At 72.6% G+C, this 17,223-nt stretch carries 13 protein-coding genes; 9 read left to right on the top strand and 4 right to left on the bottom strand.

Going from position 1 to position 17,223, the window contains the following annotated elements; all coding sequences use genetic code 11:
• The coding region (locus ACWD0Y_RS24515) for an NHLP family bacteriocin export ABC transporter peptidase/permease/ATPase subunit (RefSeq protein WP_450262465.1) at positions 1-2,217 on the top strand (2,217 nt) is incomplete at its 5' end.
• A gap of 1 nt (position 2,218) precedes the next feature.
• Positions 2,219-5,074 carry an NHLP bacteriocin export ABC transporter permease/ATPase subunit gene (locus tag ACWD0Y_RS24510; protein ID WP_450262464.1) on the top strand — a complete coding sequence of 952 codons (2,856 nt, stop codon included), beginning with the start codon at positions 2,219-2,221 and terminating at the stop codon, positions 5,072-5,074.
• A gap of 70 nt (positions 5,075-5,144) precedes the next feature.
• Here ACWD0Y_RS24510 and ACWD0Y_RS24505 read toward each other — a convergent pair whose 3' ends face one another.
• From ACWD0Y_RS24505 to ACWD0Y_RS24495, 3 genes are all read right to left on the bottom strand, one after another.
• The gene (locus ACWD0Y_RS24505; protein ID WP_450262463.1) at positions 5,145-5,840 is read right to left on the bottom strand and encodes a type 1 glutamine amidotransferase domain-containing protein; all 696 of its coding nucleotides are present in this window, start codon (positions 5,838-5,840) and stop codon (positions 5,145-5,147) included.
• Between the two features lie 15 nt (positions 5,841-5,855).
• Complete coding sequence (locus tag ACWD0Y_RS24500) at positions 5,856-6,179, bottom strand: putative quinol monooxygenase (protein ID WP_450262462.1); 324 nt, start codon at positions 6,177-6,179, stop codon at positions 5,856-5,858.
• Between the two features lie 136 nt (positions 6,180-6,315).
• On the bottom strand, positions 6,316-6,783 hold the full coding sequence (locus tag ACWD0Y_RS24495) for a cupin domain-containing protein (protein ID WP_450262461.1): 468 nt from the start codon (positions 6,781-6,783) through the stop codon (positions 6,316-6,318).
• Positions 6,784-7,517: 734 nt separating this feature from the next.
• Between ACWD0Y_RS24495 and ACWD0Y_RS24490 the strand changes: the two genes are divergently transcribed.
• The 6 genes from ACWD0Y_RS24490 (at position 7,518) to ACWD0Y_RS24465 (ending at position 15,037) form a co-directional block, all read left to right on the top strand.
• Positions 7,518-8,951 (top strand): MFS transporter, encoded by a 1,434-nt coding sequence (locus ACWD0Y_RS24490; RefSeq protein WP_450262460.1) that lies wholly within the window; start codon positions 7,518-7,520, stop codon positions 8,949-8,951.
• Positions 8,952-9,172: 221 nt separating this feature from the next.
• Positions 9,173-10,720 (top strand): MFS transporter, encoded by a 1,548-nt coding sequence (locus ACWD0Y_RS24485; RefSeq protein ID WP_450262459.1) that lies wholly within the window; start codon positions 9,173-9,175, stop codon positions 10,718-10,720.
• 146 nt (positions 10,721-10,866) lie between these two features.
• The gene (locus ACWD0Y_RS24480) at positions 10,867-11,841 is read left to right on the top strand and encodes an alpha/beta hydrolase (RefSeq protein ID WP_450262458.1); all 975 of its coding nucleotides are present in this window, start codon (positions 10,867-10,869) and stop codon (positions 11,839-11,841) included.
• Positions 11,834-13,003, top strand: coding sequence for an acyltransferase family protein (locus ACWD0Y_RS24475; protein ID WP_450262457.1), 1,170 nt, complete (start codon positions 11,834-11,836; stop codon positions 13,001-13,003). The genes ACWD0Y_RS24480 and ACWD0Y_RS24475 overlap by 8 nt, the downstream gene beginning before the upstream one ends.
• A 28-nt stretch (positions 13,004-13,031) precedes the next feature.
• Positions 13,032-14,372 carry a sensor histidine kinase gene (locus ACWD0Y_RS24470; protein WP_450262468.1) on the top strand — a complete coding sequence of 447 codons (1,341 nt, stop codon included), beginning with the start codon at positions 13,032-13,034 and terminating at the stop codon, positions 14,370-14,372.
• Entirely contained in the window at positions 14,369-15,037 is a 669-nt protein-coding gene (locus ACWD0Y_RS24465; RefSeq protein ID WP_450262456.1) for a response regulator, read from the top strand. The genes ACWD0Y_RS24470 and ACWD0Y_RS24465 overlap by 4 nt, the downstream gene beginning before the upstream one ends.
• Positions 15,038-15,046: 9 nt before the next feature.
• On the opposite strand, the gene ACWD0Y_RS24460 is transcribed toward ACWD0Y_RS24465, so the two are convergent.
• On the bottom strand, positions 15,047-15,658 hold the full coding sequence (locus ACWD0Y_RS24460) for a TetR/AcrR family transcriptional regulator (RefSeq protein WP_450262455.1): 612 nt from the start codon (positions 15,656-15,658) through the stop codon (positions 15,047-15,049).
• A 164-nt stretch (positions 15,659-15,822) separates the two neighbouring features.
• Between ACWD0Y_RS24460 and ACWD0Y_RS24455 the strand changes: the two genes are divergently transcribed.
• Complete coding sequence (locus tag ACWD0Y_RS24455) at positions 15,823-17,220, top strand: purine-cytosine permease family protein (RefSeq protein WP_450262454.1); 1,398 nt, start codon at positions 15,823-15,825, stop codon at positions 17,218-17,220.
• Positions 17,221-17,223: the final 3 nt, after the last annotated feature.

The following is a 17,223-nucleotide window of genomic DNA, read 5'->3' as shown; positions in this document are numbered from 1 at the left end:
TGGTCAACCAGCGCAGGGTCTGGGAAATGTGGGCGGAGCGACACCGGCTGGACGCCCGAGAAGCGCAAGGCCGTCCGCACACCCACCGTCCTCCAGATGGAGGCGGTGGAGTGCGGCGCCGCCGCGCTGGCCATGGTGCTCGCCCACTACGGGCGGCACGTTCCGCTCGAAGAGCTCCGCATCGCGTGCGGGGTCTCGCGTGACGGCTCACGCGCCAGCAACCTGCTGAAGGCCGCGCGCAGTTACGGCTTGCAGGCCAAGGGCATGCAGATGGAGTCGGCGGCGCTGGCCGAGGTGGTCCAGGCGCCGGCCATCCTGTTCTGGGAGTTCAACCACTACGTCGTCTACGACGGCACGGGGCGCAGGTTCGGCCGCCGGGGCGTCCACATCAACGACCCCGACAAGGGCCGCCGCTTCGTGGCGGCGGAGGACTTCGACACCAGCTTCACCGGGGTCGTCCTCGTCTTCGAGCCCACCGAGTCCTTCCGCCGCGGCGGCCGCAAGCCGGGCGTGCTGAGCGCCGTCCCCGCGCGCATGCGCGGGACCACGGGCACCCTGCTGGCCGCGCTCCTCGCCAGCCTGCTGCTCGTCGCCGTCGGCGCGGCGGTGCCCGCGCTGAGCCGTACGTACATCGACATGTTCCTGATCGGCGACCAGACGTCGGTGCTGGGACCGCTCTTCGCGTCGATGGCGGCGATGGTGGCGCTCACCGCCGTACTGACCGGCCTGCAACAGGCGAACCTGCTGCGCGGCCGCATCATCTCCTCCACGCTGAGCAGCGCCCGGTTCCTGCGCCACCTGCTGAGGCTGCCCGTCACCTTCTTCGCACAGCGCAGCCCGGCCGACCTCGTCCAGCGCCTCCAGTCCAACGACGCGGTCGCCGAGACACTGGCACGCGACCTCGCCGCCGCGGGGGTGGACGGGGTGGTGGTGATCCTCTACGCCTTCCTGATGTGGACGTACGATCCCCAGCTGACGTTCGTCGGCGTGACCGTCGCGCTGCTCAACGTGGTCGCGATGCGGATCGTGATCCGGCTGCGGGCCACGCACACCCAGAAGCTGCGCGCGGACAGCGCCCGGCTGACCAACACCTCGTACACCGGCCTTCAGCTGATCGAGACCATGAAGGCCACCGGCGGCGAGAACGGTTTCTTCCGCCGCTGGGCGGGCCAGCACGCGACCACGCTGGAGGTGCAGCAGCGCCTCGGCGTACCGAGCGCGTACCTGGCCGTCGTCGCGCCCACCCTCGCGACCCTCAACAGCGCGCTGATCCTGTGGATCGGCGGCCTGCGGGCCGTGGAGGGGCACATCTCGGTCGGGCTGCTCGTCGCCTTCCAGGCGCTGGTGGCGCGCTTCACCGCGCCGATCAGCCGGCTCAACGGGGTGGCGGGCCGGATCCAGGACTTCGCCGCCGACGTGGCCCGGCTGAAAGACGTCGAGAGCTTCCCGGTCGACGTGCTGTACTCGCGCCGCGAGCCGGACGAGTCCACCCGCAGGCTCAAGGGCCACGTGACGCTCGAAGACATCACCTTCGGCTACAGCCCGCTGGACACACCGCTGCTCACCGGCTTCTCGCTGGCGGTCGGCCCAGGACAGCAGGTCGCCCTCGTCGGCGGATCGGGCAGCGGCAAGTCGACCGTGTCCCGGCTGATCTCGGGCCTCTACACCCCCTGGGAGGGGACGATCCGGATCGACGGACAGCGCCTGGAGGACATCTCCCGCAGCGCGCTGGCCGCCTCCGTCTCCTTCGTCGACCAGGACGTCTTCCTCTTCGAGGGCACGGTCCGGGACAACGTGGCGCTGTGGGACCCCTCGATACCGGACGAGGCGGTCGTCGCGGCCCTCCAGGACGCCGCGCTGTACGACGTCGTCGCGCGGCGCCCCGACGGCATCCACAGCCGGGTCGAGCAGGACGGCCGCAACTTCTCCGGCGGGCAGCGGCAGCGGCTGGAGATCGCCCGTGCGCTGGTCAGGCGGCCGAGCATCCTCGTGCTCGACGAGGTGACGAGCGCCCTCGACGCGGAGACCGAGCGCGTCATCATCGACAACCTGCGGCGGCGCGGCTGCGCGTGCGTCGTGATCGCCCACCGGCTGAGCACGGTGCGCGACAGCGACGAGATCGTCGTGCTCGACCACGGCTCGGTCGTCGAACGCGGCCGGCACGAGGACCTGGTCGCAGCCCGGGGAGCGTACGCCGAGCTGGTCAAGGAGCACTGACATGTCGTTCGTACACCCGGCCGCCGTCGAGGGCTTCGCCGAGACCGACGCGGTGACCTACGCGCTCGGCGGCCTCGGCGCACCCGTCGACTGCACCGGCCTGCGCAGCCTGTCGCTGGAGGGGCCGCAGGTGGTGTGGCTCGTGGTGGGCGGCGCCCTGGACCTGTTCGCGGTCGACGCCGTCCAGCAGGGACACTGGCACTTCCTCGGCCGCCTCGAAGCGGGGGCGCTGCTGCTCGGCCCGGTCGAAGGCCCCCAGCACACCCTGCTCGGCAGGCCGTCGCAGGACTGCCTGCTGCGCCGCATCCCGCTGCGGGAGCTGTACCGGCCCGAGTACGCCGACGGCCACGCCGGTCCCCACGCTCACGCGGCGTACGAAAGCCCGCTCGACCACGCCTTCGCGCTCGGCATCGGACGCAGCCTGGGCGTGCTGTTCGAGGCCCCGCTGGACGGCCGCCCGGGTGTCGAGGCGGGCGTCGCGGACGCCGACGTCCTGTGGATGCCGGCCGCGCCCGGCAGCGTGCAGTACGGCGCCTCCTACAGCGCGGAGGCCGCGGGCGACCTGCTGATCGACACCGCGATGTGGCAGCAGATGGTGAACCAGCAGTACCGCCTGCTGACCGCCGTGGACCACTGGATCGAGGAGCTGGAGCGCGCCCACGAGGACCGCACCGCGGCCGGCATCAAGGCGGGCGCGGCCGTCCGCGCGCGGGCGGACCAGGCGCTGGTGGCCTCCATCGGCAGCCCCGACCGGTCCGACCGCTCCGGCCGGGGTGCGGCGGGCGCGGACCGCGCCGCCGACGACGCGACGTTCGCCGTCTGCCGCCGGGTCGCCGACGCCGCCGGGATCACGCTCTCGGAGCCCCCGAAGGGCGGTGCGGCCGACGACCGCGTGACCCCCGTCGAGCGCATCGCCCTGGCCTCCCGCGTCCGTACCCGCGCCGTCCGGCTGGACGGGAGCTGGTGGCGGACGGACTCCGGCCCGCTGGTGGGCCACCGGGCCAAGTCCGGTGCCCCCGTCGCGCTGCTGTGGCGCCGCGGCCGGTACGAGGCGGTGAACCCGGCCTCGGGTGTGCGGACGCGTATCGGCAAGGACAACGCGGACGACTTCGAGCCGCGCGCGGTCATGTTCTACCGCCCGCTGCCCGAGCGGCCCATGACCCTGTGGCGCCTGCTCCGCTTCAGCCTCCGCGACACCCGCCCGGACCTGCGGAACCTGATCCTCGGCGGGCTGGTGACGGTCGGCCTGGGCGGTCTGGTGCCGATCGCGACCGGACAGGTGCTCGGCGTGTACGTACCGAACGCCGAGAGCGGCCTCATCGTCCAGGTCTCCCTGGCCGTCATGATCACCAGCATCGTCACCGCGTCCTTCATGCTGCTCCAGAACCTCACCCTCCTCCGGATGGAGGGCCGTATCGAGGCCACCCTCCAGCCCGCGGTCTGGGACCGGCTGCTGCGACTGCCGACGAGGTTCTTCGCCGCCCGGTCCACCGGAGAACTGGCCAGTGCGGCCATGGGCATCAGCTCCATCCGCAGGGTGCTGTCCGGGCTCGGCCCGGTGGCCGTGCAGGCGAGCACGGTCGGCGCGATGAACATCGCTCTGCTGTTCTGGTTCAGCGTGCCGCTGGCCCTGGCGGCGCTCGCGATGCTCGTCGTCATCGGCGCCGTGTTCCTCGGCATGGGGCTGTGGCAGGTGCGCTGGCAGCGGCGGCTGGTCGAGCTCGGCAACAAGCTCAACAACCAGGCGTTCCAGACCCTGCGGGGACTGCCCAAACTGCGGGTCGCGGCGGCCGAGAGCTTCGCGTACGCCGCCTGGGCGCGCGAGTTCGCCCGTACCCGCGAAATGCAGCAGCGCGCGGGCCGCATCAAGAACCTGACCACGGTCCTCGACGCGATCTACCTGCCGCTGTGCTCCCTCATCATGTTCATGTTGCTGGCGGGGCCCGCCCGCGGCAGCATGTCGGCCGGAGCGTTCCTGACCTTCAGTACGGCCGTGACCATGCTGCTGACGTCGGTCACCCAGCTCAGCGGCGCGCTCATCTCGGTCGCCGCCGCCCTGCCCATGTTCGAGCAGATCAAGCCGGTCCTGGACGAGGCGCCGGAGGTACGCGGCGCCGGCACGCAGCCCGGCGTCCTGTCCGGCTCCGTCGAGGCCAGGAAGCTTTCGTTCCGCTACACCGACGACGGCCCGCTGGTCCTCGACGACGTGTCGTTCGAAGTGCGGCCGGGCGAGTTCGTGGCGGTCGTCGGTCCCAGCGGCTGCGGCAAGTCGACCCTGCTGCGGCTGCTCATCGGATTCGACGAGCCGGCCTCGGGCAGCGTGCTCTACGACGGCCAGGACCTGGCGGCGCTCGACCAGGCGGCCGTACGCCGTCAGTGCGGCGTCGTCCTGCAGAACGCGCAGCCGCTCACCGGCTCGATCCTGGACTGCATCTGCGGCGCCGAGGCCTTCTCCCAGGAGGAGGTGTGGGAGGCCGCCGAGATGGCGGGTCTGGCGGAGGACATCAGGCGCATGCCGATGGGGCTGCACACGATGATCTCCGGCGGCGGCGCGATCTCGGGCGGGCAGCGGCAGCGCCTGATGATCGCTCAGGCACTGGTGCGCCGCCCGCGCGTCCTCTTCTTCGACGAGGCCACCAGCGCGCTGGACAACGAGACCCAGCGCATCGTCATGGAGAGCACGCGCAGGCTGAACGCCGGCCGTCTCGTGATCGCCCACCGGCTGTCCACGGTCATGGACGCCGACCGCGTGATCGTCATGGCGGACGGCAGGATCGTCGAACAGGGGCCACCCGCCCAGCTGCTGGCCGACGCCGGCGGCCGGCTGCGCGAACTGGTGCGGCGCCAGCTGACGTGACCGGCTGCTCCCGGCGCGCTGAGGCGCAGTGCACCGCTTCTCAGCGCACTGCGCCTCAGCGCGCCGCCTCTCAGCGCAGCGCCTTGAGCATCTCCTCCGCCAGCGGACCGGCCGACGCCGGGTTCTGACCGGTGTACAGGTTGCGGTCGACGACCGTGTGCGGCGCCCAGGGCTCGCCCTCCTGGAAGTCGGCGCCGAGCTCCACGAGACGGTCCTGGAGCAGCCACTGCGCCTTGTCCGCGAGGCCCGCCTGGGTCTCCTCGGCGTTGGTGAACCCGGTCAGCCGGTAGCCCGCGAACGGCGAGCCGCCGTCGGCGCCCTCCGTGGCCAGCAGCGCGGCCGGGGCGTGGCACACCACCCCGAGCGGCCTGCCCGAGGCGAGCGCGTCCCTCAGCACCCGGCCGGATTCGGCGCTGACCGCCAGGTCCTCCATGGGGCCGTGGCCGCCGGGGTAGAAGACGGCGCCGTAGTCGGCCGGATCCACTTCCTCCAGCTTCAGCGGCTGCTGCAGCGCGGTGAAGGACGCGAGGGCCCTCACCACCCGGTCGGCGCCCTCGTGTCCGTCGTTGACCGCCGGATCGAGGCTGGCCCGGTCCACGGTGGGCACGACGCCGCCCGGGGTGGCGACCACGACGTCGTGGCCCGCGCCGGTGAACACCTCGTAGGGGGCGACGACCTCCTCGGCCCAGAAGCCGGTGGGGTGGTGGGTACCGTCGGCCAGGGTCCAGCGGTCGGCGCCGGTGACGACGAAGAGGATTTTCGACACGTTGCTCTCCAACTGCTAGTCGATCTTGAGTTCACCCATCGCGCTCCACCCGTCCGCGCCTTCGACGGTCGTGCTCACGATGTCGGGCGTACGACGCACCAGGGGGCGCATCGTCTCCAACGCGGCCTTGAAGTGGCCGGAGTTGACGTGGGCCGCGGCGGCGTCGTCCTGGAACGCCTCGACCAGCACGTACGTGGTCGGGTCCTCGACGCTGCGCGACCATTCGAACCACAGGTTGCCCGGCTCGTCCCTGGTGGCCCTGGTGAAGGCTTCGACATGCTGCGGCCACGCCTCGGCGTACTCGGGCTTCACGGGGAACTTGACAACAATGAAGATCATTCGGTCATTCTATGCCGCACCGCTTCATACCGCGCCCGGCAGGGCGGGCGAGGGGCCGGCCACCGAGGCGGCCCGTACCGCCCTGACCGCGAGCCGGTGGACCCGAGGCGCGGGCGCCGGCCCCGGGGGGCAGGCGTCAGAAGACCAGCTCGTGCTTCGCGACGAGTGCCATGGTCGCTTCCATGTCCACCGAGCAGCCGTACGACCCCGCCTTCTCCTGGAGTTCCTCGGGGCTCGGCTCTCCGGTCAGCTGGTCGAGCCGTCGGAACAGCTCCTCCAGGCCCCCCGGAGAGATGATCTCCAGCAGCCGGACCGGCGCCTGCCCGGCGTTCCAGAACGTGTGCCACTCGCCCCGCGGCTTGAAGACGAGATCGCCGGGTCCGGCCACGACTTCCTCGTCACCGAACCTCGCACCGACCGACCCTTCGATGACGAAACTGAACTCGTCCTCGAGGGTGTGCTGGTGCACCGGGGCCGCGAGCACCTTCGGGGGCAGGCGATGCTCGACCAGCGCGAAGCGGCCGCCCCACTCACGGCTGTCGATCAGGAACCGGTCCCCGCACGCCCGCTCCGGCTGGTAGAGCTCGCCGTTCTCAGGACCCAATATCCGATGCTCGACCACTGCGCGCACCGCCCTCCGGGAGGACTTCGCGGACACCCTGATTCAACGATACGCGCGCAGCCGTACCCCCGCGGATCACCGGTCCGTCCCCGGCGGACGCGCTGCCGAGGTCGCGGAGGCGTCTGACGGACGGCGTCGCGGCTGTTGCGTCGCCCCTCCGCCGGTCCCGCCGGGGCGAGCCGCCGGAGCCCGGGCGGAACAGGGCGACGGCGAGGTGCCGGCACCGCGCATGGATCACATGCCGGCCCACGGAGCGGACCCACGGGCGGGCCCGGTGCGCTCGTGGCCGCGGGCCTCCGGGTGCCCGCGCCCGGGTGTGCTCCCGGGGGAGCCGGGGCACTCGCCCCGTCCGCGGGCGGGGCCTGCTGCGGTAGGCGCGCGCATCCCTTCCGCGGGGCCTCGGACCGGCTTGTCGACTGGCTTGCCGGTGAAAAGCTAAGCCCTTAAGTACCTCCGCGCAAGGGGTTGCGGGAAGTTGAATTCCGGCCCTCCGAACCCTTGAGTGCCGGGGTCGGACGCGGTAATACTTCAGCGCTAAGAAGCTAACCCCTTAAAGCTCGGCCTCTTGGGCCGGCAGATCCGCACCTCCCTGCCCCCGCGCCCACGACCGTGCCGGTATGTGCGAAACGTGGGCGTACTCTCGCGGCCACGGCCCGTCCGCCGTGTGCCCCACCGCACCACCGCTCCGCCCTTCGCCGGAGCAGGAGGAATTCTGGATGAGCATCGACGCATCGCCGGGCCTCGCGGTCCGCGCCGATATCGCAGCGCGCTTCGAGCGCCTACCGCTGTCCCGCTGGCATGTGCTGGTCCGGGTCGCGATCGGCATGGTCACCTTCTTCGAAGCCTTCGACCAGCTGCTCATCGCGTACACACTTCCCGAGCTGTCCCAGGAATGGGGCCTGACCAGGAGCCAGGGCACCCTCGTCCTCACCGTCGGCTCGATCGGCATGCTGATCGGCGCCCTCTTCTCCGGCCGGATGGCCGACCGGTTCGGCCGGGTCAAGGTGATCGCCGCGTGCATCGGGGTCACCAGTGTCGCCAGCCTCGCGCTGGCCGCGTGTACCACTCTCGAACCCTTCCTGCTGGTGCGTTTCGTCCAGGGCCTGGCCATCGGCGGCGAGGTGCCGGTCGCGGCCGCCTTCATCGCGGAGATCACCCGGAGCTTCCACCGCGGACGCTTCGTGCTGCTGTACGAGCTGGTGTTCCCGGCCGGCCTGACGGTGGGCGCCCTCGTCGCCGCCTGGGTCGTGCCGGCCGCGGGCTGGCGCTGGATGTACGTCATCGCCGCCGTACCCGGCCTGCTCGCGTTCCTGATCCGGCGGACCGTCCCCGAGTCGCCGCGCTGGCTCGCCGAGAGCGGCCGGCTGGAGGAGGCCGCGGTGGTGATGGCGGACATCGAGGCGAAGGTGGAACGGGCCACGGGCCGCCCGCTGCCTCCCGTTCCGGCGGCCCCGGCCGCCCCGGAGGCCGGCGACGCCGTGGGCGCGGTCGCGGCGAACGGCTCCCTCGCCACCCCGAAGGAACTGGCCGCGTCCGGCTTCACCGGTCTCTTCGCCGGCCGCTATCTGCGGCGTACCCAGGTCATCTGGACCGTCTGGTTCTGCGCGTACTTCGTGCAGTACGGCATCACGTCCTGGCTGCCGACGATCTACAGGAGCGAGTACGGCCTGACCATCGGCGAAGCGCTGCGCTACTCCACCGTCACCTCGGTCGCGGGTCTCGCCGGATGCGCCGTCGCCGCGTTCACGATCGACGTGCTCGGGCGGCGCAGGCTCATCGCGCTCGCGCTCGGCATCACCGCGCCGCTGCTGATCACCCTGGCGGTACTGGGCGGCGACAGCGCGCCCCAGCTGCTGCTGTGGACCACGCTGGCGGCGACGTTCTTCAACGCCGCCTGCATCAGCCTCTACCTCTACACGCCCGAGCTGTACCCGACGCGGATGCGGGCCATGGGCTGCGCGGCCGGCGGCGCCGTCAACCGCCTCGGTGTCATCCTCGGCCCGGTCGTGGTCGGCGCGGTGTACGCGGGAGGCGCGGACATCTTCAGCGCCTTCGTCCTGCTGGGCTGTGTCGCGTTGGTGGGCGGCCTGGTCGTGGCGCTGTTCGCGGAGGAGACGGCCAACCGCCCGCTGGAGGAGATCTCGCCGTGACGTGACGCATGGCTGCTGCCCGGGGGCGGGAGGCCGGAGGGCCCGGGGGCGGGAGGCCGGAGGGCCCGGAGGCGGGGGGCCGGAGGGGCGTGGGGTCGGGGCGTAAGGAGGCGCCCGGGGAATGAATGTGCGCATTGCAGTCTTGTTTGAGACACTGGTGTCTCAAGCGAGACCGGAAGGTGTCATCATGCGCCTTCCGGCACGACCCGAACAGGACCACAATGCACCCCGCCCCCGTCCGGCCAGACCTCCGGGCCCAGCTCGACCCCCGGCGCTGGGCCGTCCTCACGATCCTCTCCGGCAGCCTGCTGCTGATCGCGATGGACACCACGATCCTCAACGTCGCCTTCCCCTCCCTCGTCGCCGACCTCCAGCCCAGCTCCGTGCAGCAGCTGTGGATCATCGACGTGTACGCGCTGGCGCTCTCCGGTGTGCTGGTCACCGCGGGCGCGCTCGGTGACCGCTGGGGGCGCAAGCGCCTGCTGCTCATCGGCTTCGGGGTCTTCGCGCTCGCCTCGCTGATCGCCGTGTTCGCCACCGAGCCGTGGCAGGTCATCGCGGCCCGCGCGCTGCTCGGAGTCGGCGGCGCGGCCATCATGCCGTCGACCCTTTCGATCCTGCGGCACGTCTTCACCGACGCCCGTGAGCGCGCCTTCGCGTACGCCGTCTGGGCCGCGGTCTTCGGCGGCGGCATGGCGCTCGGTCCGGTCGTGGGCGGTCTGCTCGTCGAGAAGAACGGCTGGCAGTCCGCGTTCCTGCTCAACGTGCCGGTCGCGCTGGCCGTCATCGCGTTCGGCCTGTGGCTGCTGCCCGAGTCGCGTCAGCCGCGCGAGGGCCGCTGGGACTGGTGGGGCGTCGGCCAGTCGGTCGTCGGCATGCTCGCCCTCGCGGGCGGCATCAAGCAGCTCGGCAAGGGCGGCCCCGCCGACCCGCTCGCCTGGACGCTGCTGGCCGTGGCCGGGGTCGCGCTGACCGTGTTCGTACGCCGCCAGCTGAGGCTTCCGCAGCCGCTGCTGCAGGTGCGGCTCTTCGCGAGCCGGTCGTTCGGCATCGCAGCCGCCGCGATCTTCCTCGGGATGATCGCGCTCGGTTCGGCTCTGTTCCTGATCACCCAGTGGTTCCAGTACGGCGAGGGCTACACCCCGCTCCAGGCCGGCATCCGGCTGCTCCCCGCGCCGCTCGGCCTGGTCGTCACCTCACTGGTGACGCCCGCCCTGATGCACCGCCTTCCGATCCGTCACGTCCTCGGCGGCGGACTGCTGATGATGACGGCCGGCCTCGCGCTGCCCTGGACCTTCCAGCAGGCCGGCACCCTCGGCTACCCGTCCGTCGCCTTCGCGCTGGGCGTGCTCGGCTGCGGCGTCGGCATCGCCACCACGGTCGCCTCGGTGACGCTGATGGCCTCCGCCCCGGCGCGCGACGTCAGCGGCGCCGCCGCCATCGAGGAGACCTGCTACGAACTCGGCGCGGCGATGGGTGTCGCCATCCTCGGCAGCGTGGCGTCCGCCCTGTACCGGGCGCACCTGCCGGCGCTCGGCCTGGACGGCGCGGCGACGGCGGCGGTACGCGACTCCGTGGGCGAGGCCGCGCACCTGGCCGCGCAGACCGGTGGCCCGGCCGGGACCGCACTGCTCGAAAAGGTCTCCGCGGCCTTCACCGCGGGCATGACCCCGACCTTCCTGCTCGCCGCGGCACTGCCGCTCGCGGCGGCGGCCCTGGCCTGGGCGAAGATCCCCAAGGACCTCCGCCCGACCGAGAACGCGCACTGACCCGGCCGGGCGGCCCCGGCCCCTACCCGTAGTACTTCGGAGCTACGCGCGAGGGTGGCTCACTGGCGGGACGCCGACCACGAGGCGTGATCCATACATTCCGTACCGGAAGCACGACAGACATCCGGTACGGAAGGACCATTCCCATGGCGTCCCGCCCGCGCAGCAGCCGCCCGCGCCGCGCCCTGCTCGCCGCACTCGTCACCGCCGCGGTGGCCGTACCGGTGTCGGGCGCGGCCCGCCCCGCGGCCGTGCCGGCTCCCGCCCCGGCCGCCCTGGCCCCGCTGCGCGCCACGACCCCCGCCGAGCTCGCCGAACGGTACGCCGCCACCCGCGACGGCATCCGGGCCGCCGAGCGGACGGCCGCCGGCCACGGCGACCGCAAGCGGGCCGCCGTACTGCGGGGGATGGCGGACCCGGCGCGCCGCTTCCTCTTCTTCGACGGCCGCGACGGCGGCCGCACCGCCGAGGTCTTCGGCGACCTGTCCCGGGCCGAGCGGATCGCCGTACTGGTCCCGGGCTCCGGCACCAGCCTCGACCGGTACGGACGCCTCCGCGCCGGCGCGACCGCGCTCCAGCGCGAACTGGGCGGCCGGTCCGCGGTCGTCGCCTGGCTCGGATACGAGACGCCGGGCACGGTGAGCCCGCAGGTGCTGACACCCGGCCGCGCGGACGAAGCCGCCCCCGCCCTGCGCCGGTTCGTGGCGGAGCTGGGCGCGGCCGGGCCCGCCGCCCGTACCTCCCTCCTCTGCCACTCCTACGGCTCCGTGGTCTGCGGCCGGGCAGCCGCCGCGTCCGGCCTGGACGTCGCGGACATCGTCCTGTACGGCAGCCCCGGCACCGGCGGCGACAACACCGCCGCGCTGCGCACCCGGGCCACCGTCTGGGCCGGCCGGGGCGCCGGCGACCGGATCGCCGACGTACCGCACGGCCGGATCCGGCTCCCGTACCTCACCGTCGGGCTGGGGGCCGATCCCGTCTCACCGGATTTCGGCGCCCGGATCTTCGCGGCAGGCGACGGCGGCCACAGCGACTACCTGAAGCCCGGTTCCGTCTCCTTGGACAACATCGCCCGGATCGTCTCCGGACAGACCCCTTCCGAGGAGGGCCGCCATGCGTGACCTCGTACGGCGGATCGGCGCCGCGACCCCGCCCGGCCGTGACCGCGCCGTCGACGCGCTGCGCGCCCTCGCCATCCTCGGCGTGGTCCTCGGCCACTGGCTGGTGACCGCCCTGGTCGCGGACAGCGGCACGGTGCGCGCCACGAGCCCGCTCCAGTACATGCCCCGACTCGCCCCCGTCTCCTGGATGTTCCAGACCCTGGCGGTCTTCTTCCTGGTGGGCGGGCTGGTGGGGGCGAAGAGTTACGCCGCCGGCCGCGCCCGAGGTGCGACGTACGGGCAGTGGCTCGGTGCCCGGACGGCCCGGCTGGGCCGGCCGGTCGTCGCCGTGCTGGTGGTGTGGGCCGTGGCGGCGGGCGTGATGCTCGCGTCCGGGGCGGACCCGGAGACCGTACGCGCGCTGCTCAAGCTCGCGCTGTCCCCGCTCTGGTTCCTGCTGGTCTTCGCGGCGCTGACGGCGGTGACCCCGCTGGTGGCGAAACTCCATCCGCTGTGGCCGCTCGCGGTCGTCCTGTACGTCGACCTGGCCCGGTTCGGCCTGGGCGGTCCCGCCCGGCTCGGCTGGATCAACGTGGCGGCCGGCTGGCTGGTCCCGTACTGCCTGGGCGCGGCCCGGGCCCGGGGCGGCCTGCGGGACCGTACGACCGGCTGGGTGCTGCTGGCCGGGGGCGCGGCCGCGACCGCCGTCCTGGTGGTGTTCGCCGGTTACCCGGCGTCCATGGTCGGGGTCCCCGGCGCCGCGGTCTCCAACCTCAATCCGCCCACCCTCGCCGCCGTCACCTTCGGCCTCGCCCAGTGCGGCGCGGCGTTGCTCCTGCTGGGACCGCTGCGGCGGGCGCTCGCCCGGCCCGCCGCCTGGGCGGCGGTGGCGCTGGTCAACCTCTCCGCGATGACGGTGTTCCTCTGGCACCAGACCGCGATGATGGCGGTCACCGCGGCCGGCCTCCTCGCGGGCAGGCCCCTGCCCGGCCTGCACACCGTTCCCGGCGGTCTCGGCTGGGTGCTCGCCCGGCCGGTCTGGCTGCCGGTGTTCATGGGGGCCCTGGGAGTGTGCTGGGCGGCGTTCCATACATACGAACAGGGCCGGCCGCGGCCTCGAAAGAGCACCCGGATCGTGCGCGAGGGTCATCCCGCCCGGGACGCGGCGGTGCGGCGTGCCTAGGGTGGATCTTGTGAAGGGGGAGAGCACGGTGGTGGAGCGGCTGGGGAAGGCTGTGCGGGCGGTGCCGCGCAACCTGCGCGAGGACCTGTGGACCGGGGCCGCCGCCCCGCCGCCCGGCGGACGGCCCGGCTGGCTGATGTGGCAGCCGGTCGTCGTGTTGCTGTTGCTGATCTGCGCGACGGTCCTCGCCGTGATCAATGTGAACGATCTCGCCTTCGACTGGGGCCACGGACTGGGCACCCGGTACGCCCTGCTGCTCGGCGGGGCGCAGTCGGCGGCGCTCGTCGTCGCGGCGTTCCGGCCGCTGCCGGCGTGGTGGATGGTGACGATCGCCATGGTGGCCGTCGCGTGGCTCTCGGGCTCGCAGTTCCCCCGGGACGAGGTGTTCCCCTGGACCGCCCCCGGAATCGCCGCAGGGCTCCCGGGCTCGCAGTTCCCCTGGGAGCCGTTGTTCCCCTGGACCGGTCCCGGGATCGCCGCGCAGGCCGGCGTGCTCTTCATGCTGGCGTTGCGGGTCCGCCCCCGCGTCGCGGCCGAGGCCCTGACAATCAGCCTTCTGGCGGGTGTGGTCTGCAGCACGCTCATTCTCCAGGGCCACTTCACCGGCGTCGGCCGCGCCGTCGGGATCCTCACCGCCGCGGTGGTGGTCGGCGGCTCGCTGCGCGGCCGTCAGGTGGCCCGCACGGAACTCGTCGTCCAGGAGGAACTCGCCGCCGAGGAGCGCGCCCGGCGCACCCTCATGGAGGAGCGCAACCGCATCGCCCGCGAGCTGCATGACGTCGTCGCCCACCACATGTCGGTCATCTCCATCCAGGCGCAGGTCGCTCCGCACCTGGTCGACAACCCGTCCGACGAGCTGAAGGAGAACCTCGCGGGCATCCGCGAGAACGCCGTCGGGGCGCTGTCCGAACTGCGCCGGGTCCTGGGCGTACTGCGCTCGGAGGAATCCCCGTCGCAGGAGGTCCGGCACGCCCCGCAGCCCACCCTCGACCGGCTGGACGAGCTGGTCGGCAATGTGCGGAGCGCCGGGCTCACCGTCACGGTCCGCACCACCGGAGAACCGCGGCCACTGCCGCCGGGCGTCGAGCTGTCGGCGTTCCGCATCGTGCAGGAGGCGCTCAGCAACGTGATGCGGCACGCGCCCGGAGCCGACGCGCGGGTGGTGATCGGCTACCACACGGCCGGTCTCACCGTCCGGGTCACCAACACCGCGCCGGACGGAACCGCGGAGCCCCCCCGGGGGGCGGGCCACGGTCTCCTCGGCATGCGGGAACGCACCGCCATGCTGGGCGGTGAGTTCACCAACGGTACTGTCCCCGGTGGCGGTTACGAAGTACTGGCGACGCTTCCCCTGGAGGGCAGTCCATGACCATCCGCGTACTGATCGCCGACGACCAGGTGATGGTCCGTCAGGGCTTCACCGTGCTGCTCGACGCCGAACCCGGCATCGAGGTCGTCGGCCAGGCCGTGGACGGCCTCGACGCCGTCGGCAAGGCCGCCGAACTCGGCCCGGACGTCGTCCTGATGGACATCCGGATGCCGGGGCTCGGCGGAATCGACGCGACCCGGCGCATCACCGAACCGGCGGGTGCCACGGTCAAGGTCCTCGTCCTGACCACCTTCGACCTCGACGAGTACGTGTACGAGGCGCTGCGCGCCGGCGCGTCCGGGTTCCTCCTCAAGGACGCCTCCGCCGCCGAACTCGCCCGGGCGGTACGGGTGGTGGCGGCCGGCGACGCCCTGCTCGCCCCGAACATCACCAAGCGCCTGATAGCGGAGTTCTCCCGGCTGACCGACACGCCCCGCGCCCCGCTCAAGGACCGCGTCGGCGCCCTGACGGAGCGCGAGACCGAGGTGCTGTCGCTGATCGCGCAGGGGCTGTCGAACGCGGAGATCGCGGGGCGGCTGGTGCTGGCGGAACAGACCGTGAAGACCCATGTGAGCCGGATCCTGGTCAAGCTGGGCCTGCGCGACCGGACCCAGGCCGCGGTCTTCGCGTACGACACGGGACTGGTGCGCCCGGCCGGATACTGAGCCGCTGAGTTACTGAGCCGGTCCGGCCGGGACCAGGCGGCGCGCGGCCGACCTCGCCGCCGCCAGCGCCTGACGGCGGTCGCTGCCGCGCTGGCCCAGCACCACCCGGGTGCTCAGCCCGTCCAGCAGCGCCAGCAGTTCGGACGCGTGCGCCACCACGTCCATCGGTGCGAAGCGCCGCCGCGTCACGCCCTTGGTGAGCAGCGCCTCCAGGTCATCCTGCCAGGCTTGGTCCATGGCCTCCTGGGCCTGGCGCAGGTCCTCGTTCGCCGGCGTACGGGCCCACAGCTCGATCCACAGCATCCAGCGCGGGTCGCGCGGTCCGCGTGGCAGGTACAGCTCCAGGAACTGGTCGAGCTTGCGCTCCGCCGTCGTCGGACGGCCCAGCAACACCCGGCGTTCCCCGGTGAGTTCGGCCTCGCTCCAGCGCAGCGCCTCCAGCAGCAGCCGGTCCTTGCTGCCGAAGTAGTACAGGATGTGGCCGCCGCTGGTGTCCAGCCGCTCCGCCAGCGCGGACATGGTGAGCGCGGCCAGACCGTGCTCGGCGATGACCGCCATGGCCTCTTCGAGCATCCGCTCCTGAGCGATGTGTCCGTCGCGCCGCCGCGCCGCTCCTGCCACCGGTCCCGCCTCCGCCGTCCGTACCCGATGGTCACGACCTTAGCCGCGAAGCGCACGGATGTGCGCCGGGGTCTTGACGGACGGGGGAGTGGCACCGCATCTTGAATGCCGTTCTAACTTCTAGAACAGCATTCAAGGTCACGAGGTCTGGGGCGGGGAACGGCATGGCCATACGCGAGGCGGAGCAACAGCGGCAGGGCGGCGACGAGGTGTTCCGGGTCGAGGCCCACGGCATCGAACCCATCCCCGACGAGGAGCGGCACGGCAGCGCCAAGGACCTCTTCTGGCTCTGGTTCGGCTCCAACCTGACCTTCACCTACGTCATCAACGGCGCGCTCGCCGTCGCCTTCGGCCTCTCCTTCCGGCAGGCGACCGCCGTCGTCGTCATCGGCGGCCTGTCGTTCTTCGTCATCAGCGCGGCGGGGCTGAGCGGCATCCGTACCGGCACGGCCACCCTCGTGATCTCCCGCGCCGCCTTCGGCACGCGCGGCAACTGGCCCGCCGGAGCGCTCAACTGGGTCGTCAGCGTCGGCTACACCATCGTCAACACGGTGGTCGGCACCCTCGCCCTGGAAGTCCTCTTCGCCGAACTCGGCTGGAACGGCGGCGACACCGCCCGCGCCCTCGCCCTCCTGACCACCCTCGCCCTGACCTTCGCGGTCGCCCTGTGGGGCCACGCCACCGTCCAGTTCGCCGAACGCCGGCTGGCGTACGTCCTGGCCGCCGGGTTCGCCGCGCTGCTCGTCTTCGTCCTGCCCGGTGCCGACACCACCGCCCCCGCCACCGGACCCGGCGCCGCCGGCTGGAGCCTGGCCTTCGTCGTCATGCTGGCCGGCCCCTTCTCGTACCTGCCGATGCCCGCCGACTACACCCGCTACCTCCCCGCCTCCACCTCGCTGCGCTCCATCACCTGGAGCGGGGCGCTCGGCGGCTTCGTCTCCTCGGTCGCCCTCGGCGTCGCGGGTGTCGCCGCCGCCACCCGGACCGACATGACCGACGCGGTGGCGGGCGCGGAGACGCTGCTGCCCGGCTGGTTCCAGCCGGTCTTCCTGGCCCTGGTGCTCCTCGGCTCCGTCACCAACTCGATCATCACGCTCTACTCGTCGAGCCTGAACCTCCAGGTGCTCGGCATCCCCTGGAGCCGGTCGCGGACCCTCCTCATCAGCGCCGCCGTCACCGCCGCCGGTTCGCTCTGGGCCCTCTTCTTCGCCGACTTCACCGAGTCGCTGCTGTCCTTCCTCTCCCTCCTGATCATCGTCTTCGCCCCGTGGGGCGGCGTCTTCCTCGCCGACATGCTGCTGCGCCGCTGCCGTTACGACGCCGAGGCCCTGCACGCCGGAGCGGGCGGCGCGTACTGGTACCGGGCCGGCTACCACCCGGCGGGCATGGCCGCCCTCCTCGCCGGCATGGTCTTCGCCGCCCTCACCTGCGACTCCGAACTGTGGACCGGCCCCCTGGTCGCACCGCTCGGCGGCGCCGACCTGACCCTCCTCGGTTCGGCCGTCTCCGCACTCACCTACTGGGCGCTGGCTCCACGTAGGCCCGTCCGGTCCGCCCGCTGAACC

This window comes from Streptomyces altiplanensis (assembly GCF_053591575.1).
The sequence above is the reverse complement of the archived record's forward strand: the minus strand, read 5'-3'. Positions and strand labels throughout refer to the sequence as shown.

Excerpts from the sequence above, each read along its gene's own strand:
- ACWD0Y_RS24475 (WP_450262457.1), top strand. The coding sequence starts at position 11,834 with ATGCGTGACCTCGTACGGCGGATCGGCGCCGCGACCCCGCCCGGCCGT.
- ACWD0Y_RS24480 (WP_450262458.1), top strand. The coding sequence starts at position 10,867 with ATGGCGTCCCGCCCGCGCAGCAGCCGCCCGCGCCGCGCCCTGCTCGCC.
- ACWD0Y_RS24510 (WP_450262464.1), top strand. The coding sequence starts at position 2,219 with ATGTCGTTCGTACACCCGGCCGCCGTCGAGGGCTTCGCCGAGACCGAC.
- ACWD0Y_RS24465 (WP_450262456.1), top strand. The coding sequence starts at position 14,369 with ATGACCATCCGCGTACTGATCGCCGACGACCAGGTGATGGTCCGTCAG.
- ACWD0Y_RS24455 (WP_450262454.1), top strand. The coding sequence starts at position 15,823 with ATGGCCATACGCGAGGCGGAGCAACAGCGGCAGGGCGGCGACGAGGTG.
- ACWD0Y_RS24490 (WP_450262460.1), top strand. The coding sequence starts at position 7,518 with ATGAGCATCGACGCATCGCCGGGCCTCGCGGTCCGCGCCGATATCGCA.
- ACWD0Y_RS24500 (WP_450262462.1), bottom strand. The coding sequence starts at position 6,179 with ATGATCTTCATTGTTGTCAAGTTCCCCGTGAAGCCCGAGTACGCCGAG.
- ACWD0Y_RS24485 (WP_450262459.1), top strand. The coding sequence starts at position 9,173 with ATGCACCCCGCCCCCGTCCGGCCAGACCTCCGGGCCCAGCTCGACCCC.